The organism is Polaromonas jejuensis NBRC 106434 (assembly GCF_001598235.1).
GTDB lineage: Bacteria > Pseudomonadota > Gammaproteobacteria > Burkholderiales > Burkholderiaceae_C > Polaromonas > Polaromonas jejuensis.
The window spans coordinates 496,100-522,119 of the sequence record NZ_BCYO01000001.1; the positions used below are offsets into that span (position 1 = coordinate 496,100).

Annotated in this window: 31 protein-coding genes; 21 read left to right on the top strand and 10 right to left on the bottom strand. The window is 62.5% G+C overall.

Annotation, left to right across the window (positions count from 1 at the left end; genetic code table 11):
• The first annotated feature begins 1 nt into the window (after window position 1).
• From ctaD (PJE01S_RS02230) to PJE01S_RS02275, 11 genes are all read left to right on the top strand, one after another.
• Window positions 2-1,768, top strand: coding sequence for a cytochrome c oxidase subunit I (ctaD, locus tag PJE01S_RS02230; RefSeq protein ID WP_068831485.1), 1,767 nt, complete (start codon window positions 2-4; stop codon window positions 1,766-1,768).
• Window positions 1,765-2,382 (top strand): cytochrome c oxidase subunit 3 family protein, encoded by a 618-nt coding sequence (locus tag PJE01S_RS02235; RefSeq protein ID WP_068831486.1) that lies wholly within the window; start codon window positions 1,765-1,767, stop codon window positions 2,380-2,382. Before ctaD (PJE01S_RS02230) ends, PJE01S_RS02235 begins: the two co-directional genes overlap by 4 nt.
• Window positions 2,383-2,395: 13 nt before the next feature.
• The gene (locus PJE01S_RS02240) at window positions 2,396-3,094 is read left to right on the top strand and encodes a heme-copper oxidase subunit III family protein (RefSeq protein WP_068831487.1); all 699 of its coding nucleotides are present in this window, start codon (window positions 2,396-2,398) and stop codon (window positions 3,092-3,094) included.
• A 7-nt stretch (window positions 3,095-3,101) separates the two neighbouring features.
• Window positions 3,102-3,413: a cytochrome C oxidase subunit IV family protein gene (locus tag PJE01S_RS02245; protein ID WP_068831488.1), complete on the top strand. Its 312-nt coding sequence runs from the start codon at window positions 3,102-3,104 to the stop codon at window positions 3,411-3,413.
• Between the two features lie 333 nt (window positions 3,414-3,746).
• Window positions 3,747-4,250 (top strand): DUF2244 domain-containing protein, encoded by a 504-nt coding sequence (locus tag PJE01S_RS02250; RefSeq protein ID WP_068831489.1) that lies wholly within the window; start codon window positions 3,747-3,749, stop codon window positions 4,248-4,250.
• 168 nt (window positions 4,251-4,418) lie between these two features.
• Window positions 4,419-5,579 carry a cytochrome c oxidase subunit II gene (coxB, locus tag PJE01S_RS02255; RefSeq protein ID WP_377371990.1) on the top strand — a complete coding sequence of 387 codons (1,161 nt, stop codon included), beginning with the start codon at window positions 4,419-4,421 and terminating at the stop codon, window positions 5,577-5,579.
• A gap of 91 nt (window positions 5,580-5,670) precedes the next feature.
• The gene (gene ctaD, locus PJE01S_RS02260; protein ID WP_068831490.1) at window positions 5,671-7,308 is read left to right on the top strand and encodes a cytochrome c oxidase subunit I; all 1,638 of its coding nucleotides are present in this window, start codon (window positions 5,671-5,673) and stop codon (window positions 7,306-7,308) included.
• Window positions 7,309-7,324: 16 nt separating this feature from the next.
• Complete coding sequence (locus PJE01S_RS25700) at window positions 7,325-7,435, top strand: cytochrome oxidase small assembly protein (protein ID WP_218017486.1); 111 nt, start codon at window positions 7,325-7,327, stop codon at window positions 7,433-7,435.
• A 34-nt stretch (window positions 7,436-7,469) separates the two neighbouring features.
• A complete protein-coding gene (locus PJE01S_RS02265; RefSeq protein WP_068831491.1) occupies window positions 7,470-8,081 on the top strand; it encodes a cytochrome c oxidase assembly protein in 612 nt (203 codons plus the stop codon).
• 2 nt (window positions 8,082-8,083) lie between these two features.
• A complete protein-coding gene (locus tag PJE01S_RS02270) occupies window positions 8,084-8,290 on the top strand; it encodes a DUF2970 domain-containing protein (RefSeq protein WP_068831492.1) in 207 nt (68 codons plus the stop codon).
• 76 nt (window positions 8,291-8,366) lie between these two features.
• On the top strand, window positions 8,367-9,248 hold the full coding sequence (locus PJE01S_RS02275) for a cytochrome c oxidase subunit 3 (protein ID WP_068831493.1): 882 nt from the start codon (window positions 8,367-8,369) through the stop codon (window positions 9,246-9,248).
• Window positions 9,249-9,326: 78 nt separating this feature from the next.
• Here PJE01S_RS02275 and PJE01S_RS02280 read toward each other — a convergent pair whose 3' ends face one another.
• A complete protein-coding gene (locus tag PJE01S_RS02280; protein WP_068831494.1) occupies window positions 9,327-9,548 on the bottom strand; it encodes a twin transmembrane helix small protein in 222 nt (73 codons plus the stop codon).
• 18 nt (window positions 9,549-9,566) lie between these two features.
• On the opposite strand from PJE01S_RS02280, the gene PJE01S_RS02285 reads away from it, so the two are divergent.
• The 5 genes from PJE01S_RS02285 to PJE01S_RS02305 all read left to right on the top strand — a co-directional run bounded on the left by PJE01S_RS02285 (window position 9,567) and on the right by PJE01S_RS02305 (window position 13,982).
• Window positions 9,567-10,289, top strand: coding sequence for an SURF1 family protein (locus tag PJE01S_RS02285; protein ID WP_068831495.1), 723 nt, complete (start codon window positions 9,567-9,569; stop codon window positions 10,287-10,289).
• 122 nt (window positions 10,290-10,411) lie between these two features.
• Window positions 10,412-11,044, top strand: coding sequence for a redox-active disulfide-containing membrane protein (locus tag PJE01S_RS02290; protein ID WP_068831496.1), 633 nt, complete (start codon window positions 10,412-10,414; stop codon window positions 11,042-11,044).
• A gap of 144 nt (window positions 11,045-11,188) precedes the next feature.
• Window positions 11,189-12,442, top strand: coding sequence for a COX15/CtaA family protein (locus PJE01S_RS02295; RefSeq protein WP_068831497.1), 1,254 nt, complete (start codon window positions 11,189-11,191; stop codon window positions 12,440-12,442).
• The gene (gene cyoE, locus PJE01S_RS02300) at window positions 12,439-13,356 is read left to right on the top strand and encodes a heme o synthase (RefSeq protein WP_068831498.1); all 918 of its coding nucleotides are present in this window, start codon (window positions 12,439-12,441) and stop codon (window positions 13,354-13,356) included. The genes PJE01S_RS02295 and cyoE overlap by 4 nt, the downstream gene beginning before the upstream one ends.
• Window positions 13,357-13,400: 44 nt before the next feature.
• Entirely contained in the window at window positions 13,401-13,982 is a 582-nt protein-coding gene (locus tag PJE01S_RS02305; RefSeq protein WP_068831573.1) for an SCO family protein, read from the top strand.
• Between the two features lie 110 nt (window positions 13,983-14,092).
• Here PJE01S_RS02305 and rpoH read toward each other — a convergent pair whose 3' ends face one another.
• The 4 genes from rpoH to ftsY all read right to left on the bottom strand — a co-directional run bounded on the left by rpoH (window position 14,093) and on the right by ftsY (window position 17,582).
• On the bottom strand, window positions 14,093-15,061 hold the full coding sequence (rpoH, locus tag PJE01S_RS02310) for an RNA polymerase sigma factor RpoH (RefSeq protein ID WP_377371975.1): 969 nt from the start codon (window positions 15,059-15,061) through the stop codon (window positions 14,093-14,095).
• A 323-nt stretch (window positions 15,062-15,384) separates the two neighbouring features.
• Window positions 15,385-15,681 (bottom strand): hypothetical protein, encoded by a 297-nt coding sequence (locus tag PJE01S_RS02315; protein WP_068831499.1) that lies wholly within the window; start codon window positions 15,679-15,681, stop codon window positions 15,385-15,387.
• An 82-nt stretch (window positions 15,682-15,763) separates the two neighbouring features.
• Window positions 15,764-16,231: an Mpo1 family 2-hydroxy fatty acid dioxygenase gene (locus PJE01S_RS02320; RefSeq protein ID WP_068831500.1), complete on the bottom strand. Its 468-nt coding sequence runs from the start codon at window positions 16,229-16,231 to the stop codon at window positions 15,764-15,766.
• 136 nt (window positions 16,232-16,367) lie between these two features.
• Window positions 16,368-17,582, bottom strand: a complete 1,215-nt coding sequence (ftsY, locus tag PJE01S_RS02325) for a signal recognition particle-docking protein FtsY (RefSeq protein WP_068831501.1) — start codon at window positions 17,580-17,582, stop codon at window positions 16,368-16,370.
• Between the two features lie 91 nt (window positions 17,583-17,673).
• Between ftsY and PJE01S_RS02330 the strand changes: the two genes are divergently transcribed.
• The 5 genes from PJE01S_RS02330 (at window position 17,674) to PJE01S_RS02350 (ending at window position 22,098) form a co-directional block, all read left to right on the top strand.
• A complete protein-coding gene (locus tag PJE01S_RS02330; protein ID WP_245660545.1) occupies window positions 17,674-19,176 on the top strand; it encodes a M16 family metallopeptidase in 1,503 nt (500 codons plus the stop codon).
• A gap of 14 nt (window positions 19,177-19,190) precedes the next feature.
• A complete protein-coding gene (locus tag PJE01S_RS02335; RefSeq protein ID WP_068831503.1) occupies window positions 19,191-20,546 on the top strand; it encodes a M16 family metallopeptidase in 1,356 nt (451 codons plus the stop codon).
• Window positions 20,543-21,205, top strand: coding sequence for a 16S rRNA (guanine(966)-N(2))-methyltransferase RsmD (gene rsmD, locus PJE01S_RS02340; protein WP_084389305.1), 663 nt, complete (start codon window positions 20,543-20,545; stop codon window positions 21,203-21,205). The genes PJE01S_RS02335 and rsmD overlap by 4 nt, the downstream gene beginning before the upstream one ends.
• 87 nt (window positions 21,206-21,292) lie before the next feature.
• On the top strand, window positions 21,293-21,820 hold the full coding sequence (gene coaD, locus PJE01S_RS02345) for a pantetheine-phosphate adenylyltransferase (RefSeq protein WP_068831504.1): 528 nt from the start codon (window positions 21,293-21,295) through the stop codon (window positions 21,818-21,820).
• A gap of 2 nt (window positions 21,821-21,822) precedes the next feature.
• Window positions 21,823-22,098, top strand: a complete 276-nt coding sequence (locus tag PJE01S_RS02350; protein WP_068831505.1) for a YfhL family 4Fe-4S dicluster ferredoxin — start codon at window positions 21,823-21,825, stop codon at window positions 22,096-22,098.
• A gap of 102 nt (window positions 22,099-22,200) precedes the next feature.
• Here the strand turns inward: PJE01S_RS02350 and PJE01S_RS24255 are convergent, their stop codons facing one another.
• From PJE01S_RS24255 to PJE01S_RS02375, 5 genes are all read right to left on the bottom strand, one after another.
• Complete coding sequence (locus tag PJE01S_RS24255) at window positions 22,201-22,461, bottom strand: tyrosine-type recombinase/integrase (protein WP_084389306.1); 261 nt, start codon at window positions 22,459-22,461, stop codon at window positions 22,201-22,203.
• 13 nt (window positions 22,462-22,474) lie between these two features.
• Window positions 22,475-22,852 (bottom strand): RidA family protein, encoded by a 378-nt coding sequence (locus tag PJE01S_RS02355; RefSeq protein ID WP_068831506.1) that lies wholly within the window; start codon window positions 22,850-22,852, stop codon window positions 22,475-22,477.
• Window positions 22,853-23,521: 669 nt separating this feature from the next.
• Window positions 23,522-24,136, bottom strand: coding sequence for an aminoacyl-tRNA hydrolase (gene pth / locus PJE01S_RS02365; protein WP_068831508.1), 615 nt, complete (start codon window positions 24,134-24,136; stop codon window positions 23,522-23,524).
• Window positions 24,137-24,282: 146 nt separating this feature from the next.
• Window positions 24,283-24,915, bottom strand: a complete 633-nt coding sequence (locus PJE01S_RS02370; RefSeq protein ID WP_068831509.1) for a 50S ribosomal protein L25/general stress protein Ctc — start codon at window positions 24,913-24,915, stop codon at window positions 24,283-24,285.
• A 91-nt stretch (window positions 24,916-25,006) separates the two neighbouring features.
• Window positions 25,007-25,984 (bottom strand): ribose-phosphate pyrophosphokinase, encoded by a 978-nt coding sequence (locus PJE01S_RS02375; RefSeq protein WP_068831510.1) that lies wholly within the window; start codon window positions 25,982-25,984, stop codon window positions 25,007-25,009.
• Window positions 25,985-26,020: the final 36 nt, after the last annotated feature.

The window sequence follows — 26,020 nt, forward strand, 5'->3', positions numbered from 1 at the left end:
CATGGACTACGCTGACCACGCCGCACATCATCCGCAGAGCTTCTGGACCCGCTACGTCTGGAGCCAGGACCACAAGGTGATCGCGGTGCAGTACGCCTGCATCGCCATTGCCGTGGGGCTGGTCGGCCTGGTGCTGTCCAACCTGATGCGCTTGCAGCTGGGCTTTCCCGGCCAGTTCGAATTCATCAACATCGAGCGCTACTACCAGTTCGTCACCATGCACGGCATGATCATGGTGATCTACCTGCTCACCGCGCTGTTCCTGGGTGGTTTTGGCAACTACATGATTCCGCTGATGGTGGGGGCGCGCGACATGGTCTTCCCCTACCTCAACATGCTGAGCTTCTGGGTCTATCTGCTGGCGGTGCTGGTGCTGGTGGCGAGCTTCTTCGTGCCCGGCGGGCCCACCGGCGCGGGCTGGACGCTGTACCCGCCGCAGGCCATCCTGCCCGGCACACCGGGCCATGACTGGGGCATCATCCTGATGCTGGTGTCGCTGCTGATCTTCATCGTGGCCACCACCATGGGCGGGCTCAACTACGTGACCACGGTGCTGCAGGCGCGCTGCGAGGGCATGACCCTGCTGCGCCTGCCGCTCACGGTGTGGGGTATCTTTGTGGCCACCATTCTTGCGTTGCTGGCCTTCCCGGCGCTGTTTGTCAGCGGTGTGATGATGCTGCTAGACCGCACGCTGGGCACCAGCTTTTTCATGCCGGCGCTGGTCTCGATGGGGCAGGTGACGAACTACAGGGGGGGCAGCCCGCTGCTGTTCCAGCACCTGTTCTGGTTCTTTGGCCATCCCGAGGTCTACATCGTGGCGCTGCCGGCCTTCGGCATCGTCTCCGACCTGATCAGCGTGCACGCGCGCAAAAGCATCTTTGGCTACCGCATGATGGTCTGGGCGATCCTGGCGATCGGCGTGCTCAGCGTGGTGGTGTGGGCGCACCACATGTTCGTCAGCGGCATGAACCCGTATTTCGGCTTCTTCTTTGCCACCACGACGCTGGTCATCGCCGTGCCGACTGCCATCAAGGTCTACAACTGGCTGTTGACCCTGTGGCGCGGCGACATACACCTGACCGTGCCGATGCTGTTTGCGCTGGCCTTTGTCAGCACCTTCGTGATTGGCGGCCTGACCGGCCTGTTCCTGGGCAACGTGAGCGTGGACATTCCGCTGTCCGGCACCTACTTTGTGGTGGCGCACTTCCACATGGTGATGGGGGTGGCGCCGCTGCTGGTGGTGTTTGGTGGCATTTACCACTGGTTCCCGAAAGTCACCGGCCGCATGCTCGATGACCGAATCGGCAAGCTGCATTTCTGGGTCACCTTCCTGGGCACTTATGCGATCTACTTTCCTATGCACTACCTCGGTGTGCTCGGCATGCCGCGGCGCTACTACAACTACGACAACTACCAGTTCATTCCGGCGTCGGCCCACGTGCTGAACACCTTCATCACCGTGGCTGCATTGATCGTCGGCGTCACGCAACTGCTGTTCATTTTCAATCTGGCCTGGAGTGCGGTGCGCGGCCGGCGGGCCGATGCCAACCCCTGGCGCGCCGCCTCGCTGGAATGGCAGACGCCCACCACGCCGCCTGGCCACGGCAACTGGGGGCCGCAACTGCCGGTGGTTTACCGCTGGGCCTACGCCTACAGCGTACCGGGCGCGTCGCAGGATTTCATCGCGCAGAATGCGCCGCCCGCGGCCGGCGGCTTTGAACCTGAACCTGGCGCCGACGAGGGGCCGACCCAAGGAGCACCGGCATGAATGCAAACGCCACCCTGAGCGTCGCCGGTGATCGCCGCGGCGGCCACGGAATTGACGCGGGCATTGGCCTGTGGGTATTCATGGGCGTGGTCACCACCCTGTTCCTGTTGTTCGTCACAGCCTATGTGATGCGCATGGATGGCGCTGACTGGTCGGCCATCGCCATGCCCTGGCAGCTGTGGCTCAGCACGGCTCTGCTGACGGCGGCCGGTGTCCTGCTGCAACAGGCCAGCCTGGCGGCGCGGGGCGCGCACTGGGTCCGGGTTCGCAATCGGCTGCTGGCGGGTGGTGCCTGCACCTGGGCTTTTTTGGCGGTTCAGCTATGGGCCTGGCAGGCCTTGTATGCCCTGCGTGTGATGCCGGCGGGCAATCCGGCCGCCAGTTTCTTTTACCTGCTGACGGCCTTGCATGGCCTGCATGTGGCCGGCGGCCTGGTGGCCTGGGGTGTGACGACTTACGGCATCTGGCACAGCCCCGACCCCGCCCGCACGGCCTGGCGCATTGCGCTGTGCGCGCGGTACTGGCATTTTCTGCTGGCGGTGTGGGCATTGCTGTTTGCCACGCTGAGCGGGCTGACGCCGGACGTGGTGCGCTTTATCTGCGGCACGGCTTGACAAAGGATATGCCATGAATACCGCCTCCTTACCGATTGCGCAAGATGCGCCGGTGGCTGTTCCCGGCGGCTGGCGGGGGCTGGTTGCGGACTGGTCGTCCGATCAGACGGCCTTCCACGTGTCGTGGGGCAAGGCGATGATGTGGATCTTTCTGCTTTCCGACACGTTTGTCTTCAGCTGCTTTCTCACCGGCTACATGACGGTGCGCGCCTCGACCATCGTGCCCTGGCCCAATCCCAGCGAGGTGTTTGGCTTGCATGTAGGGGGGGTGGATGTACCGCTGATGCTGATCGCGCTGATGACCTTTGTGCTCATCACCAGCAGCGGCACCATGGCAATGGCGGTGAATTTCGCCTACCGCCGCGACCGCGTGAATGCCGCCACGCTGATGCTGGTGACGGCCACCTTTGGCGAGCTTTTTGTGGCCATGCAGGCGTTCGAGTGGTCCAAGCTGATCCTGGAGGAGGGTGTGAGGCCCTGGGGCAATCCGATGGGGGCGGCGCAGTTCGGCTCGACCTTCTTCATGATCACCGGCTTTCACGGCCTGCATGTGTCCATAGGAGTGATCTACCTGTTCATCGTGGCATTCAAGGTGATTCGCGGGGACTACGAAAAGTCCGGCAACTACCAGATCGTCGAGATCGCCGGCCTGTACTGGCACTTCGTCGATCTGGTGTGGGTGTTCATTTTTGCACTGTTCTATCTCTGGTGAGGTTTGTATGTCATCCAGCGGCCAACAACATCCGATCAGCCTCTATCTCAAAGTTTGGGGGCTGCTGTTCGTGCTCAGCACGCTGTCCTACCTGGTGGACTATTTCCGCTTCGCGGGTTATCTGCGCTGGAGCCTGATCCTGATGCTCATGCTGATGAAGGCCGGCCTGATTGTCGCGGTCTTCATGCACATGGCATGGGAGCGGCTGGCGCTGGTCTGCGCCATCTTGCTGCCACCCGGGTGTCTGCTGGTGCTGGTGGCCCTGATGGCGCTCGAGGCCGACCATACGTTTGTCACCCGCTTGCTGTTTTTCCGGTGAGTACAGGGCTTTCCTGGCGCTTGATGCCTGCGGATAGGCCGGTACGGGGCCTGAACTGAGCCAGCCGCCGCCGACCACCCGCGATCGGATTGCTGGCGCCAGGCAGGAAGAAGGAGGGCGGTCAACCCGGAAGCCAGGCTGACTACAGGCCTGGCACGACCTTGGCAGTGGGATTTCCCTCCGACATTCCCCCGGGTAGCCGTTCCGAACTGCCCTTGCGGGCGGGCTTGTACGGGATAAACGGGGCTACAATTGCCAGCAGAATTGTGGGTATGTTTCCAGGCCTCATGCGGCCAATGTCGGGTATTGGCCGCAGTTTTTGAGGGTTGCCACATGTCGCAGCCAACACCACCAGCGTTTCGTTTTGCCACCCTGTCCGTGCCGGACAGTCACAGCCATGAGGCTGTGCAGTGGCTTCTCAAGCGTCATTGCTCCATTACACCAGCCCAGCTGGGATGGTTTTACGTGTCGCTGTGCGTGGTGTCGCTGGGGATTGCGGCATTTTTCTGGTCGCAGGGCGCCACCATGGTGATGCCGTATGCATGGCTGGAGCTGGTGGCAGTGGGGGCTGCCTTTTTGGTGTATGCCCGTCATGCGGGGGACGGCGAGAAAATCGTCCTGCAGGATGGGCTGCTGGTGGTTGAGCTGGAAACAGCGGGGCGCATGCAGCGGGAGGAATTCAACCAGGCGTGGGTCCGGATTGAACCCAAGGACGGAGATGGCGCGCTGATTGAGGTGTCGGGCCAGGGGCGATCGGTGCGGGTGGGGCGGCATGTGCGGCCTGAATTGCGGCCGGCACTGGCCCGTGAGATCCGCCTGGCACTGCGGGCCCGCTGAGGGGCGTGTTGAGAACAGATGTCCTGAAAGTCTTGAGTCAGCTTGAGAGCGGCGGGGTGACCCGCCGCTAACTTTATAATCAGCCGGTTAATTTGGTCGGTAATTGAAGCAAAAAAAGTGATCACGATGAACGTAAGCAACACCATGGGCAAAATGACACGGCTTGGCATGCAGCATGCGGGCACAATTCTGGTATCTGCGGTTGCCTGGGTCAGCAGTGCTGCTTACGCCGTGAATGATTTGCCCGGTGGTCCGGCGGTCAATCAGCTCAATCTGCATCCTGCGGTCACCAAAATCGCCGAAGAGCAGCAATGGTTGCACTGGTTCATGATGGCCATTTGCCTTGCGATTTTCGTGGCTGTCTTCGCCGTGATGTTTTACTCCATCCTGAAGCACCGCAAATCGGTGGGTCACAAGTCGGCCAACTTCCATGAGTCCACCGCGGTTGAAATCGCCTGGACGGTAGTGCCATTCATCATTGTGATTGCCATGGCCTTGCCCGCCACCAAGGCGCTGGTGGCCCAGAAAGACACGACCAACGCCGACCTCACCATCAAGGCCACGGGCATCCAGTGGAAATGGGGTTACGACTACATCAAGGGCGAGGGCGAAGGCATTGGTTTTGTCTCCACGCTCGACAACTCGCAGCGCGAAATGTCTGACCGGGGTGGCCCGAAAGCCAGCGAAGCGCCTGACGACTACCTGCTCAAGGTTGACAATCCGCTGGTCATTCCCGTCAACAAGAAAGTCCGCATCATCACGACGGCCAGTGACGTGATTCATTCCTTCGCGGTGCCGGCCTTCGGTATTCATCAGGACGCGATTCCCGGCTTTGTGCGCGACACCTGGTTTCGGGCGGAGAAGGTCGGTGATTATTACGGTCAGTGTGCCAAGATTTGCGGCAAGGAGCATTCCTACATGCCGATCCACGTGAAGGTGGTTTCTGCGGAAGACTACAGCGCCTGGGTGGCCGTCAAGGCCAAGGAGGCCGCGGCCAAAGCGGATGATCCGTCCAAGGTCTGGACGCTGGTGGACCTCAAGGCCCGCGGCGAAAAGGTTTACGCCGCCAACTGTGCCGCCTGCCACCAGCCCAACGGCAAGGGTGCCGGCCCGATCAAGCCGCTGGACGGCTCTGCCATCGTGCTGGACGCGGACCACGCCAAGCAAATCCATACCGTACTCAATGGCGCTGCTGCCGGTGCCATGCCCTCCTGGAAGTCGCTGAGCGACACTGACATTGCCGCCGTGGTGAGCTACACCAAGAACAACTGGTCCAACCAGACCGGCCAGATTGTTCAGCCCGCTGAAGTGCAGGCCGCGCGCAAGTAAGTCCCGTTTTACCTCGCAGATTTAATTGGTCGGCCGGATCGACGTCGGCCGCAAAAAAAGCTACAGGCACAAGCCACCAAAGGAAGCCAAGATGAGTGCAGTTCTAGACCATCACGATCATCACGCGCATGATGACCACGACCACCATGCCCCGACGGGCTGGCGTCGCTGGGTGTTTGCCACCAACCACAAGGACATTGGCACGCTGTACCTGCTGTTCAGCTTTTTCATGCTGATGTTTGGTGGTGTGCTGGCGCTGATGATCCGTGCCGAGCTGTTCCAGCCTGGCCTGCAATTCGTGAACCCTGAGCTCTTTAACCAGCTCACCACCATGCACGGCCTGATCATGGTGTTCGGCGCCATCATGCCGGCCTTTGTGGGCTTTGCGAACTGGATGATCCCGCTGCAGATCGGCGCATCCGACATGGCCTTTGCGCGTATGAACAACTTCAGCTTCTGGCTGCTGATTCCGTCCGGGCTGATGCTGGCCAGCTCGTTCTTCATGCCTGGCGGCGCACCCGCCGGCGGCTGGACGCTGTACGCGCCGCTTTCGCTGCAAATGGGTCCGTCCATGGACGCCGGCATTTTTGCATTGCACATCATGGGCGCCTCGTCCATCATGGGTTCGATCAACATCATCGTGACCATCCTCAACATGCGCGCGCCCGGCATGACGCTGATGAAGATGCCGATGTTCTGCTGGACCTGGCTGATCACCGCCTACCTGCTGATCGCCGTGATGCCCGTGCTGGCCGGCGCCATCACCATGACGCTGACTGACCGCCACTTTGGCACCAGCTTCTTCAACCCCGCCGGCGGCGGCGACCCGGTGATGTTTCAGCACATTTTCTGGTTCTTCGGTCACCCCGAGGTGTACATCATGATCTTGCCGGCCTTCGGCATCATCAGCCAGATCATTCCTGCCTTCTCGCGTAAACGCCTCTTCGGCTACGCCTCCATGGTGTACGCCACGGGTTCCATTGCCATCCTGAGTTTTGTCGTGTGGGCGCACCACATGTTCACCACCGGCATGCCGGTCACCGGTCAGCTGTTCTTCATGTACTCGACCATGCTGATCGCAGTGCCCACCGGCGTGAAGGTGTTCAACTGGATTGCCACGATGTGGAAGGGTTCCATGACGTTTGAGACCCCCATGCTGTTCGCCGTGGGCTTCATTTTTGTGTTTACGGTGGGCGGCCTGTCGGGCGTGATTCTTTCTGTGGCACCTATCGACATCCAGCTGCAGGACACCTACTACGTGGTGGCTCATTTCCACTATGTTCTGGTGGCGGGCTCGCTGTATGCGTTGTTCGCGGGCTACTACTACTGGTCGCCCAAGTGGACCGGCGTGATGTACAACGAAACCCGCGGCAAGATCCACTTCTGGTGGTCGCTGATTTCCTTCAACGTGACCTTCTTCCCGATGCACTTCCTGGGCCTGGCCGGCATGCCGCGCCGCTATGCCGACTACCCGATGCAGTTTGCCGACTTCAATGCGGTGGCCAGCGTGGGCGCCTTCTTCTTCGGCTTTGCCCAGGTGTATTTCTTCCTGTTCATTGTGGTGCCTACCATGCGTGGCAAAGGCGAACCGGCCAAGCAAAACCCCTGGATGGACGAAGGCGGCAAGGGTGCGCAAGGCCTGGAGTGGGAAGTCCCATCGCCCGCGCCTTTCCATACGTTTGAAACCCCGCCCAGGCTGGATGCCACGGCAACCCGCGTGATTGGTTGAGCGGCCGGCTACTGACATGAAACCTGAGCAAAAGAAAAGCAATCTCCGGCTGGCACTGATACTGGCTTCGGTCGCACTCGTCTTTTTCCTGGGCTTCATGGCCAAGATGATTTTTCTGAGCCACTGAGCGGATTCGTCCGCTCCAACCAGGTAATACTTCGATGCGGCTCAAGAGCGAAAACTTCAAGATGATGGGCAAGCTGGGCGTGATCGTGCTCGGCATGTTCTGCTTTGGTTATGCGCTTGTGCCCATTTACAAAACCATTTGCGAGATGACCGGCATCAACATCCTGGCGCTGGGCGACCGGGAGATCCCGGGCGCCACGCCCAAATTGCCGGCTAACACGCAGGTGGACCGCACGCGCACCATCACGGTGGAGTTTGACGCCAATTCGCGTGGTCCCTGGCATTTCAAGCCAGCCCAGAATACGCTGCAGGTGCATCCCGGCGAGCTGGCCACGGTGATGTATGAGTTCCAGAACGTGCAGAACCGCACCATGACCGCGCAGGCCATTCCCAGCTACGCACCGGTGCAAGCGGCGGCTCATTTCAACAAGCTGGAGTGTTTTTGTTTCAGCGAGTACACCCTGGCGCCCGGTGAGAAAAAACAGTGGCCGGTGGCCTTTGTGATCGACCCGAAACTCTCCAGGGATGTGGGCACCATCACGTTGTCCTACACGTTTTTTGAAGTGGGTGGCAAGACGCCCGCTGCTCCGATGACGTCCAAAGCGACCACGGCCGCTGCGGTGCCAGATCAAAAGCTGGGGGTGTGAGCATGGTTTCGGCCCCTCCCAAGAAAGCATCGCTTTGGCGTACCGTCAAGGCCATCGCATGGTCATTCGTGGGCTTGCGCGCGCGCGGGGCCTATGAAGAGGACATCAAGAATCTGAGCCCTGTCCATATCATCGTGGTCGGGTTGATTGGTGTTTTTGTATTTGTGGCAGTCCTGGTGCTGCTGGTGAACTGGATAGTGGCGCGCTAGAGCGCCGGCGCATGAAACGCGCCACGGTTTGAATGAGAAGTTAGTGGAAATTCGAGAGAAAAACAGGAGTCGAGCGATGTCAGCAACAACCCCCGGGGCAACCCCTTATTACTTCGTGCCTGGCCCGTCCCGGCATCCGGTCATGGCGGCCATTGGCCTGTTTTTTGTCATTCTGGGTGCCAGCCAGTGGATTAACGGTGCCGCTTGGGGCGCCTGGTCGCTGGCCTTTGGCATGCTCTTTTGGCTGGGGACGCTGTTCCAGTGGTTCCGTGATGCTGTTTCCGAGAGCGAAGGCGGCATGTACGGCTACAAGATTGACCTCTCATTCCGCTGGAGCATGAGCTGGTTCATTTTCTCGGAAGTGATGTTCTTTGGCGCCTTCTTCACCGCCCTCTGGTGGGCCCGCTCGCACTCGGTGCCGGCGCTGGGCAGCCTGGACAACGCGCTGCTCTGGCCCGATTTCAAGGCCGTCTGGCCCAGCATGGCGGCCGGCGTGACGGCATCGCCTGCCGACATCATTGAGCCTTTCACGACCATGACGCCGTTCTGGCTACCCACCATCAATACGGCGCTGCTGCTGAGCTCCGGCGCGACCCTGACCCTTGCCCACCACGCCCTGCGCGAAAACCATCGCGGCCAGACCATTGCCTTCATGTGGATGACGGTGCTGCTCGGCTGCATCTTCCTGGGCGTGCAGGGCTATGAATACGCTCATGCCTACTCCGAGCTCAACCTCAAGCTCACGTCCGGCGTCTACGGTTCGACCTTTTACATGCTGACCGGTTTTCACGGTTTCCACGTGTTCGTGGGCATGTTGATGCTGCTGTTCATTACCCTGCGTTTGCAAAAAGGCCATTTCACTGCTGACAGGCATTTCGGTTTTGAAGGTGCCGCCTGGTATTGGCACTTCGTGGACGTGGTGTGGTTGGGCCTGTATATCGTTGTCTACTGGATGTAAGTCGGCGGGGCGGGCTGTGCTCGCCATGTCGAGTTGCAACTGCGCAATAAAAAGGCCGCTTGACGCGGCCTTTTTATTTTATTTGCCGGCGGGAATGCCGGTTGGTTGGATGTAACCCAGTTTCCAGGCAATCAGAATGCAGACAAACAGCAAAATCGAGAACCCGACACGGAACGCCAGGGCGCGTGCCATGTTGCTGGTTTTGCGTTTGCCATCGGTGCCGTCTTTCAGCATGAAAAAGAGCGCTGAACCTAGGCTGGCGAGTATGGCTATAAATGCCAGTGCTACGAGATAAGTCATGAACAGGATTATCCGCCCATGATTTTTGCATTGAAGTCACCCCGTTTCTGGGTGATCACCCTGGCGACGCTGCTGGTGGCCGGGGCGACGTTTTCGCTGGGTCAGTGGCAGCTGCGCCGCGCGGCCCAGAAGCAGGCCCTGCAGGCTGCCATTGAGTCAAGAAATATGCTTCCAGCCCTTGATGGAAAAGCGCTGGCTGCTATTGAAGATATAGCAAAAGAGCTGCACAGGCGGGTCTCGGTCCAGGGCGTCTGGCAGCCGGCGCAGACCATTTACCTGGACAACCGTCCCATGGATGGGCGTTCCGGCTTTTGGGTGCTCACACCGCTGTCATTGCAGGGCAGCCAGCAGGTGGTTCTGGTGCAGCGCGGCTGGGCACCGCGCAACTTCAGCGACCGTACCCGCCTGCCGGATGTGGCCACGCCCACCGGCGTCGTGACCGTCGAGGGCCGCATTGCCCCCGCGCCTTCCAAGCTATACGAGTTCAAGGGCGAGGACAGCGGTCGAATCCGGCAAAATCTGGACCTGAACGCTTTCCGTGCAGAAACCGGTTTGCCCCTGCTTAACGGATCATTGCTACAGACTGGTGCGCCCAGCGACGGGCTGCTGCGCGACTGGCCGGCGCCCAATCTGGGGGTGGAGAAGCACTATGGCTATGCCTTTCAGTGGTTTGGCATGTGCGGCCTGGTACTCATCCTGTATGTGTGGTTTCAACTGATTCTTCCCTTACGTAAAAAATGACGCGCGCAACCGTGCGATCAACTGCTGTGACAAAAGACACTCCTGACTCCTCCCTTTCTCGCGGCGCGGCCTCCGGTGCCCCTGCAGCGCAAGAGCAGCCACTGGGCCTGACGGTCCATGCCATGCCGGTGCTGGACCAGTCCAGTGCACGTGCCGCTGGCTCGGTGGCCGGTCGCTGGAAGATGCTGGCTGTGCTGCTGGTCTGTGCGGCGCCAGTCATCGCGTCTTATTTCACCTACTATGTGGTCCGCCCTGAAGGGCGCGGCAACTTCGGCGAATTGATTGACCCGCAGCGCCCCTTGCCAGCCATGGCCACGCAAACCCTGGACGGCCAGACCGGTGACCTGAGGGCCTTGAAGGACCAGTGGCTGCTGATCAGCGTGGCGGGCGGAGCCTGTGACGCGCACTGCGAGCAAAACCTGTATTTCCAGCGCCAGTTGCGTGAGGCGCTGGGCAAGGAAAAAGAGCGTCTGGACCGGGTCTGGCTGGTCAATGACGAAGCGCCGGTGCGCGAGGCCTTGCGGCCGGCCCTGGCCTCCTCGGCCGTGTTGCGCGTGGCGCCCGCCGCGCTGGCCGACTGGCTGCAGCCCGCGGCGGGGCAGCGCCTGGAAGATCACCTCTATCTGGTAGACCCTATGGGCAACTGGATGATGCGTTTCCCGGCCCATATGGATGCCGCGGCGGCGGCCAAGGCCAAGCGCGACGTGGACCGTTTGCTGCGCGCCTCCAGCAGTTGGGACAAGGTAGGTCGCTAGGCATATGGCCCCCACGCTCGTCACTGCGTGTACTTCGCTGCCCCCCGAAGGGGCCGCTGCACCTGCGGCCCGGCAAAGCCGGTTCCGCGGCCCCTGCTGGTGTAAAACTCCATCGCGCACGGCAATGGCCGATTCTCTTTAAACATGGACACGCAAGACCTTTATAACCTGAGCCCTGCTCTGCGTCTGATGATCATGGGCCTGGCCGTGGCGCTCGGGCCGCTGGGCTGGGTCTGGGTACGCAACAAGAATGTCCCGGTCGCCAAGCGCCTGCATGTGCTGACCCTGGTCACTTTGTTCCTGACCTTCGACCTGGTCATTTTCGGTGCTTTCACCCGTTTGACCGACTCCGGCCTGGGCTGCCCCGACTGGCCGGGCTGCTATGGCAGCGCCAGCCCGGTCGGCGCGCAGATGCATATCGAGGCCGCGCAAACCGCCATGCCCACCGGTCCGGTCACGCACTCCAAGGCCTGGATTGAGATGATCCACCGCTACCTGGCCACGGGTGTCGGGGTGCTGATCCTGACGCTCACCCTGGCGAGCTGGCTTGAATGCCGACGTCACACGTCCGACCGACGGGCCGCCCCTGGGTCGGACAGCCCCCTCGGGGGGCAGCGTATTACACGAAGTGTTCTCGAAGAGCGGCGTAGCCAACAGCGTGAAGGCCCGATTTCGCCCTGGTGGCCCACGGCAACGCTGTTCTGGGTGTGCCTGCAGGGGGCGTTTGGCGCTCTCACCGTCACGATGAAGCTGTTTCCGGCGATTGTCACCATGCACTTGCTGGGCGGCCTGGCCTTGCTGGCCTTGCTGCGGGCGCAGTCGGCGCGTTATGCGCAGGCGCAGGGGGTGCTCGCGCCCGTGCCCTTAAGCGCCTATACGCGGTGGTTTGCCATCCTGGCGTTTGCGCTGCTGTGGCTGCAGATCACCCTGGGCGGCTGGGTCAGCACCAACTACGCGGTGCTCGCCTGCACGGACTTTCCCGGCTGCCAGAATTCGCTCTGGCCGGCCATGGACTTCAGGCAGGGCTTCACGCTGTGGCGGGAACTGGGCGCGGGGCATGACGGCGCCAACATCAGCTTCCAGGCGCTCACGGCCATCCACTATGTGCACCGCCTGGCGGCCTATCTGGTCTTCGTGGTGCTGCTGGCGCTGGCGCTTCGCCTGCACCGTGTGCCGGCCCTGCGTGCCCATGCCCGCTGGCTGGGCGGACTGACGCTGTTGCAAGCCGCCACAGGTCTGAGCAACGTGGTGCTGGGCTGGCCGCTGCTGGCCGCGGTGGCCCACACCGGAGGCGCGGCGGCGCTGGTGGTGGTACTCACCGGTATTGTTTTTTCCAGTCGCAGCACCTCTGAAGCGGTACCTGCGTCAAAATTGACGACTTCGAGATTGTCCGCATGAACCCCAGCAACCCGCCTGCCGCATCGGCGTCCACCCACCGCGCTCCGTCCCGGTTCGCCCAGTTTTACGCGCTGACCAAGCCGCGCGTGGTGCAGCTCATCGTGTTCTGTGCCCTGATAGGCATGGTGCTGGCCGTTCCCGGCGTTCCGGGCTGGTCTCACATTCAGCTGGCCCTGATCGCCTGCGCCGGCATCTGGCTGGTGGCCGGCGCCGCCGCGGCATTCAATTGCCTGGTGGAGCAGCATATTGATGCCCGCATGCGCCGCACGGCCTGGCGCCCCACGGCGCGGGGCGAGCTCAGCAATCCGCTGACCCTGGCGTTCTCCGCCGGCCTGTGCGCCCTGGGTTCGTGGATTTTGTACGTCTGGGTCAACCCGCTCACCATGTGGCTGACGTTTGCCACCTTTGTAGGCTATGCGGTGGTCTACACCGTCATTCTCAAACCGCTCACGCCGCAGAACATCGTGATCGGCGGCGCTTCCGGTGCCATGCCGCCGGTGCTGGGCTGGGCCGCGATGACGGGCTCGGTGGGGCCGGAAGCGCTGATTCTGTTTTTGATCATCTTCCTCTGGACGCCGCCGCATTTCTGGGCGCTGGCGCTGTACCGCGTGGAGGACTACCGCAAGGCCGGCCTGCCCATGCTGCCGGTGACGCACGGCAACGAGTTCACCCGCCTGCAGATTTTTCTCTACACCCTGGTCTTGTTCGCCGCCTGCCTGATGCCCTTCATCTTCAAGATGAGCGGCTGGCTTTATCTGGTGGTCGCCGTGCTGCTCAGCATAGGCTTCAGCTGGTATGGCTGGCGGCTGTGGCGCGCCTATTCCGAGGCGCTGGCGCGCAAGACCTTCCGTTTTTCACTGATCCATCTTTCGGTCCTGTTTGCAGCGCTGCTGCTGGACCACTACCTCGTATGAACACAAACTCCATGCGGCCCGGCCGCCGTCTCGCACTCAAAACCATGGCCGGCGCCGCGGCCCTGGCCCTGACGGCAGGGCTTCTGACGGCCTGCGCGCCCGACAAGCCGCAGTTCCAGAGCGTAGACCTGACCGGCGCCGACTATGCCCAGGGCTTTGCGCTGGCCGACCACAACGGCCAGCCGCGCGCGCTCAAGGACTTTGCCGGCAAGGTCGTGGTGGTATTTTTTGGCTTCACCCAGTGCCCCGATGCCTGCCCGACCTCCATGGCCGAACTGGCGCAGGTCAAGCAATTGCTGGGGCCCGATGGCGACAAGCTGCAGGTGATCTTCATCACCGTCGACCCCGAGCGGGACACGCCGGAGCTGCTCAAGGCCTATATGGCCAACTTTGATCCCACTTTCCTGGCACTGCGGCCCAGCATGGACCAGCTACCCCAGGTCGCCAAGGACTTCAAGGTGTACTACAAAAAGGTCGAGGGCAAGACGCCAGGCAGCTACACCATGGACCATTCGGCTGGCAGCTACATCTTCGACGGCAAAGGCCGTATCCGGCTGTACAACCGCTACGGCGCCGGTGCCGAGGTTCTGGCCTCCGACATTCGCCTGCTGCTGAAAAATACCTGATCGGCCGCATCCCGGGTCTGGCGGCGGCGAGCCGCCCATGAAAAACGGCCTGTCCCCTTTGCGGGAGCAGGCCGGTCTGCACGGCGGGCGTGCAAGCGTAGAAATCTATCTCAGGCGTAGGCCGCCAGCACCTTTTTCATTTTTTTCATGGCCGCCACTTCAATCTGGCGGATGCGCTCGGCGCTGACCTTGTACTCGGCCGCCAGATCGTGCAGCGTCATGCCGCCCGAACCGTCGTCATTGACCTTGAGCCAGCGCTCTTCCACGATGCGGCGGGCACGCGGATCGAGTTCTTCCAGCGCGGCGCCTATGCCGTCCGAGGCCAGGTTGTCACGCTGGCGCGACTCCATCAGTGCCGTCGGCTCCTGCGTGGCGTCGGCCAGATAGGCGATCGGGCCAAAAGCGTCGTCGCCGTCGTCGCTGGGGCTGGGGTCCAGCAGCACATCGCCGCCCGACATGCGCTGCTCCATCTCGATGACTTCCTCGCGCTTGACGTTCAGCGTCTTCGCCATGGAGTCAATCTGGCCTTCGGTCAGGGTGTCGCGGTGCGTCGCCACATCCGCGTCGTCCTTGAAGCCCTGTTTCATGGAGCGCAGGTTGAAAAACAGCTTGCGTTGGGCCTTGGTAGTCGCCACCTTGACCATGCGCCAGTTTTTCAGGATGTACTCGTGGATTTCGGCCTTGATCCAGTGCATGGCGTAGCTCACCAGGCGCACATTCTGGTCAGGGTCAAAACGCTTGACCGCCTTCATCAGGCCGATATTGCCTTCCTGGATCAGGTCGCCGTGCGGCAGGCCATAGCCCAGGTATTTGCGCGAAATCGACACCACCAGGCGCAAGTGCGAGAGCACCAGCTTGCCGGCCGAGTCAAGATCGTTGTTTTCTTTCAGGTTTTTGGCAAATTCCTGCTCCTGCTCCAGCGTCAGCATGGGCAGGCGGTTGACCGCCGAGATATAAGCATCCAGGTTGCCCAACGGGGGAACCAGCGACCACGGGTTGATGATGGCCACGGCACCCGTTTGGGCAGCAGGCATGGCCATGGTGGCGGTCAGGGTTGGGCTGGAAAGGGCATAAGACACGGCAGAACTCCTTTTCTCTGTTGGGCCAAATATTAGCACTCCATTGGAGAGAGTGCTAAGCAATAGGTTCAATGATCTGGATAGCGCAAGGCTAATTGGCGATCAGCGTTTTACTGGGTGTGAGCGGGCTTGCGGCCTTTAGTTCAGCGGCAAGGGTTTCCGGTTTGTAAAGGGCAGCAGGATGTCCCGACATCCGTTTCAGGGGCGCGGCGACGTCCCAGCCTGTGGCGCATGATGAAATCAGGCTCCAGCCCAATATCAACGGGTGCAAGCAGCTATGCCTTTGATAGCGATTTCGGTGGGCGGGGTGGCGGATGCCGTCTTCAGGGCAGGCGCCGGTCTTCGCGGACTTCCCTGACCTCGACGTCCACGACATCGCCGCCATGGGCGGCATTTTCGCGCCCGGCTCCACCCGGCCACATGCCTTGCGCAGAGAACTGCCGAAACCGGCCAAACACCGCGGCGGGCGCGGGTTTACGGCCTGTCACCAGGGCCTTGAGCAGGCTCAAGGCCACCACGATCAGTGCGGCGGCCAGCAGGCTGACCGCAAAAATGGCCGCGAACAGGCCCAGAAAGAGTTTCAGAACAAAGTGCGGAATTCGGCTGGCAAGGCTGGGCACGTAAAAATCCTTTAAACATCAGACATGGAGGTGAAAGCGCGGTTTTCAAGCCGGAACCGCGGCGGGCGGGGCGGCCAATGAATTACCAGCGGATACCGACTTTACCGAAGAGTTTGCTCAGTGCAAACAGGGGGCCTACCCAGAGGTACTGGATATCTTCAAGGAAAGAGGGCTTTTTTCCTTCCATCTTGTGGCCGATGAACTGCAAAATCCAGGCGCCGACGAAGATGGCGAGGCAGATCTGCAGCCGCCGTGGGCCCATGGCGAACACCAGCACTATGGTGACGGCCGACCACAGCACCATGGTGAGCAAAAACACCCAGGACAGCCTGGCGTAATAGACCATGCTGGCCGCTATGAACACATACGCGACGTAGGGATGCAGGGCAAACAGCATGCCCACCAGGCTCAGCATGATGAGCGGAATGGCGATGAAGTGAATCAGTTCGTTGCGCGGGTTCTGGTGGCTTTCCCCGTAGTGCGCGAGCAGCCGATCCACCTTGCGCGGCGCGGCCGCCGCAGGGGCCGTGGTGTCGGTGGCGGTCGTCATGGTCTGTCCCCGGAGTTGATCCTCCAGACTGTAGTCGCCGGGCCGGTTTGCGCAAGTACCAAGGGGTCAGGTGTTTCCCGCAGGCCCGGTCATGGGGCCTGCAAGGCATTTCCGGCGCGGCCGGCGGATAGGGCGATCAGGCCAGCAGGGCCTGGGCAAATTCGCGGGCGCTGAAGGTTTCCAGGTCTTCCAGCTTCTCGCCCACGCCGATGAAGTACACCGGCACCGGGCGCCGATCCGGCGCGGCCAGTGCCCGCTCCCGCGACCACAGCGCAATGGCGGCCAGCACGCCCCCCTTGGCCGTGCCGTCCAGCTTGGTGACGATCAGGCCGGTCAGCTGCAGCGCATCGTCAAAGGCCTTGACCTGGGCCAGCGCGTTCTGGCCGGTGTTGCCGTCGATGACCAGCAAAATTTCATGCGGCGCGGTGGCGTCGGCCTTTTGCACCACGCGCTTGATCTTGCGCAGCTCTTCCATCAGGTGCAGCTGCGTGGGCAGTCGGCCCGCAGTGTCGACCAGCACCACATCCTTGCCGCGCGCCTTGCCGGCCGTGACGGCATCAAAGCTCACGGCGGCCGGGTCGCCGCCTTCCTGGCTGACAATCTCGACCGTGTTGCGATCCGCCCAGATGCTGAGCTGCTCGCGCGCCGCCGCGCGGAAGGTGTCGGCGGCCGCCAGCAGCACCGAGGCGCCCTCGTTGGCCAGGTGGGCCGTGAGTTTGCCTATCGATGTGGTCTTGCCCGCGCCATTGACGCCCGCAACCATGATCACCGTGGGCTGGTACTGGCCAATCACCAGGGCCTTTTCCAGCGGCTTGAGCAACTGGGCAATGGCCTCAACCAGCGCATTCTTGACGGCCACCGGATGCGTCATGCCGCCTTCCTTGACCCGGCGTTTCACGTCGTCCAGCAGGTGTTCCGTGGCCTTCACGCCGGTGTCGGCCATCAGCAGGGCGGTTTCCAGGTCTTCGTACAGCGCATCGTCAATGCGGCTGCCGGTAAAGACCGTGGAGATGCTGGAGCCGGTCTTGCGCAGGCCCGCCTGCAGCTTGCCGAGCCAGCGCTGGCGCTCAGGCGGCACCGCGCCGGGCAGTGGAATTTCAATCGGGGTGACCAGGGCGCTGCCAATCAGCCCGCCGCCCGTGGTGCTGGGCGCTGGCGGGGAGGGGAGGGGTGCAGGTGGCCGGGGTAGCGCAGGCGCTACGGCCTCGGACGGCGGAGCCGCCACGGGCGCCAGTGCCTCCGGCGGCGCCGGGGCCACCGTTGTCGGCGGCAGCGTTACGGCCTCCGGTGATGGAGGCGCCATGGCCTCTGGCGGCGCTGGCTTTTTGAATCGCTTGAAGAAACTGAACATTGGGTATGCTTATAGAGTCCTGGTGCCGCGGCGTCCTGGCCGAAATGCCATATTTCAGGCGAGCGGCGGCATCGCATGAGATGAGTATTCTATGAAACCCCTCTCCTTGAGCGCTTTGTCCATGCCCATCCTCTTTTCGCCGCCACGAATTGCGCGCTTCGCCCCTCTGGTCCTGGCCGCCGCGCTGGCCCTGGGCTCAGGCGTCGCGGCACGGGCGCAGCCGGCGCCCGAGGCGGTCACGCAGTTCACGCTGGCCAACGGCCTGACGGTGATTGTCAAACCGGACCACCGGGCGCCCACCGCGGTGCACATGCTGTGGGTGCGTGTGGGCGCCATGGACGAAGTGGACGGCACCTCGGGCGTGGCCCATGCGCTGGAGCACATGATGTTCAAGGGCACGCCGACCGTGAAGGCGGGCGATTTTTCCAAGCGGGTGGCTGCGCTCGGCGGGCGTGACAACGCCTTCACCAGCCGCGACAACACGGGCTACCACCAGCAGATCCCGGCCGGCAAGCTGGAAGAGGTGATGCGCCTGGAGGCCGACCGCTTCGCCCACAACCAGTGGCCCGATGAGGAGTTCAGGCGCGAGATCGAGGTCGTCAAGGAAGAACGCCGCTTGCGCACCGAAGACTCACCGCGCGCCATGCTGTACGAGCAGCAGGCCGCCGTGGCCTTCCTGGCCTCGCCCTACCGCCGCCCCATCGTCGGCTGGATGAGCGATCTGGACGCCATGACGCCAGGCGATGTGCGCGACTTCTACCGGCGCTGGTATGTGCCGGCCAATGCCGCAGTGGTGGTGGCCGGTGATGTGGACGTCGCGCAAGTCAGGAAACTGGCCGAAAAATACTATGGCGGCATTGCCGCACGCCCCGTGCCCGAGCGCAAGCCGCGCCTCGAGCCCGAGCAGGCCGGCCTGCGCCGCCTGGAGTTCAAGGCTCCCGCCAGCCAGGCCTATGTGGGCCTGGCCTTCAAGGTGCCCAAGCTGGAGCCCGCAGACCTGACGGATGCCGCGGGCGCGGCGTCGCCCACGGCAGCGGCCTCGCGCGATGCCCTGGCGCTGACGGTGCTGGCCGCGGTGCTCGACGGCTACAGCGGTGCCCGCCTGGAGCGCGCCCTGGTCCAGGGGGAAGGGCGTGTGGCCGACAGCGCCGGCGCCTCCAGCAGCCTCCTGGGGCGCGGGCCGCAGATGTTTATCCTGGATGGCGTTCCGGCCGAAGGAAAAACCACGCAGCAGGTGGTGGATGCCCTGCGCCGGCAGGTGGCCGTGGTGGCCCGCGACGGTGTCAGCGAGGCGGAACTCAATCGCGTCAAGACCCAGTGGGCGGCCAGCGAAACCTACAAGCTGGACTCGCTGTTCAGCCAGGCGCGTGAACTCGGCTCCAACTGGATACAGGGCCTGCCTGCAGACGCCGGCAGCCGCGTGATCGCCCGGCTGCGCAGCGTCACCGGTGCCGAGGTGCAGGCCGTCGCCGCCAAATACTTCGGCGATGACCAGATGACCATGGCCACCCTGTTGCCGCAAGCCATGGACCCGAACCGCAGGCCGCGCCGGCCGGCGGCGGCTGGCCGGCACGATGCCGGCGTCCTGAACTGAAGGGGGCGACCCTCATGATAAATGCTACAAAAAACATAGCTGTACGCGCTTTCGTGGCGGGCGCTGCAGGCCTATTTATTCACTCATTGGCGCTGGCGACGATTCCGGTGCAGCACTGGACCCAGGCCAGCGGCGCCGAGGTCTACCTGGTCGAGAACCCGGCCATCCCCATGCTGGATGTGCAGATTGACTTTGATGCCGGCAGCCGCCGCGACCCGGCCAGCCAGACGGGCCTGGCCAGCGTGACGGCGGGTATGCTCGACAAGGGCGTGCGGGCGAAAGACGGCGAAGCTACAAAGGATGAAAACGCGCTGAGCGAGGCCTGGGCCGATCTGGGCGCGCAATTTGGCGCCGGCGCCTCGGCGGATCGCTTGAGTTTTTCATTGCGCTCGCTGACCGAGCCCGGCCTGCTGGACAAGGCCGTGGCGCTGGCTGCGCGCGAGATGGCCGAGCCGTCCTTCCCGGACGCCATCTGGCAGCGCGAACGCCAGCGCCTGCAGGCCGCGCTCAAGGAGTCCTACACGCGTCCCGCCTCCGTGATTCGCCGGGCCTACGCCCCCGCCGTTTATGGCTCGCACCCTTATGGCTATGAGGTGACAGAGGCCACGCTGGCGCGCATCAGCGTGGCCGACATGCGCGCCCTTCACGCGGCCAGCGTGGTGGCCTGCCGCGCGCGCATCAGCATGGTGGGCGCCGTCACGCGTGCGCAGGCCGACAGCATCGCCGCGCGCCTGCTGTCGCGCCTGCCGCAAGTCGCTTGCGCCAGCCTGCCGCCGCTGCCGCCCGTGCCCGAAGTCGCGCCGCTTGCCCAGGCCCAGGAAAAACGCATTCCCTTCGAGTCGGCGCAGGCCCATGTGCTGATCGGCCAGCCCGGCTACAAGCGTGATGACCCGGACCATTTCGCCCTGAGCGTGGGCAACTACATCCTGGGCGGCGGCGGCTTTGTGTCGCGCCTGACCACGCAAGTGCGCGAAAAGCGCGGCCTGGCCTATGGCGTTTCCAGCTCCTTTTCCCCCGGCCGGCATGCCGGCAGCTTCACGGTGGGCCTGCAAACCCGGCCCGACCAGGCCATGCAGGCGGTTGAGCTGGTGCGCCAGGTGCTGAAGGACTTCGTGGCCAACGGGCCCACGCCGGCCGAACTCCAGGCCGCCAAGGACAACCTGATAGGCGGCTTTGCCCTGGGCCTGGACAGCAACCGCGGACTGCTGAGCAACATCGCCGGCATGGCGTGGAATGGTTTGCCCCTCGACTATCTGGACACCTGGACGCAGCAGGTGGACAAGGTCACTGTGGCCGACGTCAAGGCGGCGTTTGCGCGCAAGCTGCAGCCGGAGAAAATGGTGACTGTTATCCTTGGCGCCGCACCATGAAATACACCCCCGCCAAGCCCTCTACCAAAGCCCCTCCAACGGACTATGCCAAGGCGCGCGCCGTGGCCGCGCACGCCAGAGCCCATGCCAAGCCGCCCGGCGAAATCCGCATCATAGGCGGGCAGTACAAGCGCACCAAACTGCCGGTGGCCAACAAGCCCGGCCTGCGCCCCACGCCGGACCGCGTGCGCGAGACCCTCTTCAACTGGCTGGGCCAGGATTTGACCGGCTGGCGCTGCGTGGATGTGTTTGCCGGGACCGGCGCTCTGGGTTTCGAGGCTGCCTCACGCGGCGCGAGCGAAGTGCTGCTGTGCGAGCAGGACCCGGCGCTGGTGCTGCAGCTCAAGGCCCTGCAGACCAGGCTGCAGGCCGCCATGGTCAGGATCGAGCGCGGCGACGGGCTGAGCCTGCTGCGCCGCCTGCCGGCGGGCAGCCAGCAGCTGGTGCTGCTCGATCCGCCCTTTGAATCCACCCTGTTCGAGCCCGCGCTGAAAGCCGCCGCGCAGGTGCTCGGCCCGACTGGGCTGATTTACCTGGAGGCACCCAAGGCCTGGAGCGACGAGGAACTGGCGCCGCTGGGCCTGCAAGTGCACCGCAGCGGCAAGGCCGGGGCCGTGCATTTTCATCTGCTGGCCGGCAAGGACGCGCCCGCCGCCTGAGCAGGCGCCTGCTGTGGCCTTGCCTGCCTTGTGGCTACATGGCCTGCCGGGCCGCGGCTAAAGGGCGGGCCGGGGCATAATTCCCCCATGCCCAGCCCGCAGCCATCCACCCCGCGCATTGCCGTCTATTCCGGCACTTTTGACCCGTTCACACTGGGCCATGATGACGTGCTGCGCCGCGCCGCCGGACTGTTTGACGTGCTCATCATTGCCGTCGCGGCCGCCCACCACAAAAAAACCTTGTTTTCACTGGAGGCCCGCGTCGAGCAAGTGCGGGAAGCTAGCAAAAACATAGCGAACTCGAAGGCGACGGTCAGGGTCTTGCCGTTTGACGGCCTGATCATGGATTTTTGCGCCGAACACCAGGCCTGCGCCGTGGTGCGCGGCATCCGCAACCTGACGGACTTTGACTACGAAGCGCAAATGGCCGCCATGAACCGCAAGCTGCGCCCCCAGGTGGAAACCGTGTTCCTGCTGCCCGATGCGCCCTTGCAATGCATCAGCAGCACGCTGGTGCGCGAGATCAGCAAACTCGGGGGCGATGTCGGCCAGATGGTGAGCCCGGCCGTGGCCGCCGCGCTGGCCGGGGTTCACCCCGGCGCAAAAGGAGGCTGAGCATGGCTCTGATGATCACCGACGAATGCATCAATTGCGACGTTTGCGAGCCGGAATGCCCCAACGAGGCGATTTACCTCGGCAAGGAAATTTACGAGATTGACCCGCACAAATGCACCGAGTGCGTGGGCCATTTTGACGAGCCGCAATGCGTGCAGGTCTGCCCGGTGGCCTGCATTCCGGTTGACCCGAAGAACGTCGAGAGCAAAGAAACGCTGTGGGAAAAATACCATCGGCTACAGGCCGTGATTCCGATCATCGCGGCGCGAAGCAACTAGCGTTCAAGGGGCTCAAAATGCTGGTTTGGGCCGGTTTCAATGCTCAAATCGGCCTCAAGCCCGAACAATACCTGTGTTGTCAGCTATTGAATTCATAGCGGTTCAAACCAGCAACGCATCCAGCGGGCTGGCCGTTCCACCTGCCGCCACCTTCAAAACATGGGTGTAGATCATGAGAGTGGACACAACGGAATGCCCCGGTAGTTTCTGCACGGTGCGAATGTCGGTGCCTGATTGCAAGAGGTGAGTCGCAAAACCATGGCGCAAGGTGTGAACCGGGACCGGTTTAACAATTCCAGCCAATGGAGCCGCTTTTTTCAAGGCGCGCTGCCAGCAAGCAGCTGCCGAAGACGAGATCGGCATCGGCCTTATGGCCTCACGGCCTATAGGCAATGACCTCGATCTCAATCTTGGTGGCGACCATGTTTTTCGCCTGTATTGTCGAGCGCGCCGGCTTATTTCCAGGGAAAAACTCGCTGTAAACGCGATTGAATTCATCGAAGTCGCGTGCGTCATCGAGCCAGACCGTGGTCTTCACCACGTCCTCGAGCGTGCAACCGGCCAATGCAAGTGCGTGAGCGACATTTTTCATCGTCTGGCGCGTGTGAGCCTCCACCCCACCTGCGATGACGTCGCCGCTTTCGTCCCTGGCCACTTGGCCGGACACAAACACAAAGCCGCCGGCCTTCGTCGCCAGCGAGCGCGGCAGTGTTCGTGTACCCGCATTACTCTCTTCAAAGAACTCAATCGTCATTTTCGGCACCTTTCGCGAAGAAGGACTCATCGATTCTGTGCGACCGGGGCATTCACGTCCACCCATACCCACCTGACCGGCTGGGTCTGTCTTGCTGGGTCTGTCTTATATCCTGTTGCTCACCGCGTTCTATGTGGGCCGCATGTGCCACTGTGGTGGTCTCTGCCAGCATTTGCATACTGGTTGGGCCCCAAGTCTCATCGGCCTTCCAATTCTCGTGCACGCGCTCATGCGCCATCCGCTTGTTCTTCAGTCTCGTGCGCAAAGTCCCGCCCAACAAAACGCTCCAGCCGACGGTCCTGCCGCCGCTTCGCGCCGTCGGGGCCGCGGCTGAGCTTGGGCGTAGACTGCAGTTGCGCCCGGGGCTTCAAAACCAGGCGGCCATTCAAGCCATGGGCAGCACAGAGAACGCAACCTTCATTTGCTGGACGCGTGAAAATGCCCTTTGACCCGGACCCGCTACGGCAGGCCTTCGCGGTCGGCTGAACTCAAACGTTCAGGGCGTGTGGGAACTACGAGCAACCGCAGGCAGTAACTCCCGGCATTGCTGCGGACGGCGGGCAGGCTAAAAAAGTCTTTTTGCGCCATTTCTGGAGCTCAAACTGACCTCCAGCCCAATCAATACGTGCGGAACGTGCTGCTAAATTTATAGCATGCAAAAAACCACGCCTAGTCTTCCGGCTCGGTTTTACGCGGCGGTTTGGGCCTGGGCGGCTGGCTGGTGTGAATCATCATCGTGGCCTTGTCCATCTCGCCCCTGAGCAGCTCGGGCACGGCCTTGAGGCAGCGTGCAATGCCGTCTTCAATGGCCACGCGGTGTTCTTGCGAGGGCTTCTTCAGCACCCAACTGACCACCTCGGACTTCACGCCCGGGTGGCCCACGCCTATGCGCAGGCGCCAGTAGTCGGGCGTGCCCAGCTGGGCATGGATGTCACGCAGGCCGTTATGCCCGGCATGGCTGCCGCCCAGCTTGAGCTTGACCTGACCCGGGACAATGTCCATCTCGTCATGCGCGACCAGCACTTCGGCCGCCGAAATCTTGAAAAACCGGGCCAGCGCGGCCACCGATTTGCCGGACAGGTTCATGTAGGTGAGGGGCTTGAGCAGCCAGACGGTTTGCCCGTTCACGGTGGCGCGGGCGACCTGGCCGTGGTAGCTTTTGTCGAAGCTCAGTGGCGCCTTCAATTCGCGTGACAGCGCGTCAATCCACCAGAAGCCGGCGTTGTGGCGCGTGGCTTCGTACTCGGGGCCGGGGTTGCCCAGGCCAACAAACAGTTTGATCATGTGTGGCGATGAAAAAGGAGGGGCAGCTTGTGCGTGTCGCCCGTGCTGTGATTATCGGCGCAGCCGGGCCCCAAGAAAAACGGCCCCTGTCCTCGGGCGAGGACAGGGGCCGCAGACCGGTTCAGGTCACTGCCGAAGGCGGCAGATTATTTCTTGCCCTTGCCTTTGCCCTTGGCATCGGCGGGTGCGGCTGCAGCGACGGGGGCTGCAACGACTTCTTCCTCGATGGCCGCCACGGTGACGAGCACGGGGTTTTCCTGGCCTTTGACCACGAACTTCACGCCCTTTGGCAGCGTGATGTCCTTGACGTGCAGCGAGACGCCCTTTTTCAGGCCGCTCAAATCAACGGCGATGAATTCAGGAATGTCGGCAGGGAAGCAGGACACGGTCAGCTCGGTCACCACATGGTTGACCAGGCAGTTTTCCGTCTTGACGGCCGGGGATTCTTCTTCGCCGCTGTAGTGCACGGGCACTTTCACGGTCATGCGGGTCTTGGCTTCAACGCGCTGGAAGTCGATGTGCAGGATCTGTTGCTTGTAAGGGTGCATTTGCAGATCGCGCAGCAAAACCTTGTGGGTCTTGCCAGCCAGTTCCATCTCCAGGATGGAAGCGTGGAAGGCTTCTTTCTTGATGGCGTGCCACAGCGCGTTGTGATCGATTTCGATCAGCAAGGGCTCGGCAGTGCCGCCATAAACGATACCGGGCGTGCGGCCCGTGATGCGGAGACGGCGGCTCGCACCCGTGCCCTGCTTGGCGCGCTCAAAAGCGACGAAGTTCATAATTTTCTCCAAAAGAGGTGTTCCGCGACCAGTTCACCCCGACATTAAAAGGCTGCTCAGGCTCTTCAGAGCCGGCAGCCACCTTTTGACTTCAAATCAGGGCCTGTTGGTCCTGGTCCGAAAACAAACTCATGACCGACTCTCCCTTGGCGATGCGCTGTATGGTTTCAGCGATCAGCGGTGCCACGGAGAGCTGGCGAATCTTTTTGCAGCCCTGCGCGCTCACGTTCAGCGGAATGGTGTTGGTCACCACCACTTCGTCGAGGGCGCTGGCCTGAATGCGCTCAATCGCCGGGCCCGAGAAAATCGGGTGCGTGCAGTAGGCGTAAACCTTTTTGGCGCCGCGCTCCTTGAGCACCTCGGCAGCCTTGACCAGCGTGCCGGCCGTGTCGATCATGTCGTCCATGACCACGCAGTTGCGGCCTTCGATGTCGCCGATCACATGCATCACTTCCGAGACGTTGGCCTTGGGGCGGCGCTTGTCGATGATGGCCATGTCGCAGCCCAGCTGCTTGGCCAGGGCACGGGCACGCACCACGCCGCCCACGTCGGGCGAGACAACCATCAGGTCGGAATAGTTCTTCTGGCGCAAGTCACCCAGCAGCACCGGGGAGGCGTAAATATTGTCGACCGGGATGTCAAAGAAACCCTGGATCTGGTCGGCGTGCAAGTCCATGGTCAGCACGCGCGACACGCCGACTGCCTGCAGCATGTTGGCCACCACCTTGGCGGTGATGGGCACGCGTGCCGAGCGCGGGCGGCGGTCCTGGCGGGCATAGCCGAAATAGGGGATCACGGCGGCGATCTCATCGGCCGATGCGCGCTTGAGCGCGTCGACCATGATGAGCAGTTCCATCAGGTTTTCGTTGGTGGGCGCGCAGGTGGACTGCACGACAAACACATCACGCGCCCGGACGTTTTGCTGGATTTCGACGGTGACCTCGCCGTCTGAAAAGCGGCCCACGTGGGCGGCACCCACGGAAATGTTCAGGTGTTGGGCAATTTCTGCGGCCATGCTCGGATTGGCATTGCCGGTGAAAACCATGAAGTCGGGGTGGTGCGTTTGCATGTGGGGCCCAGCTGTATCGGGATTGAACGTGGCTGA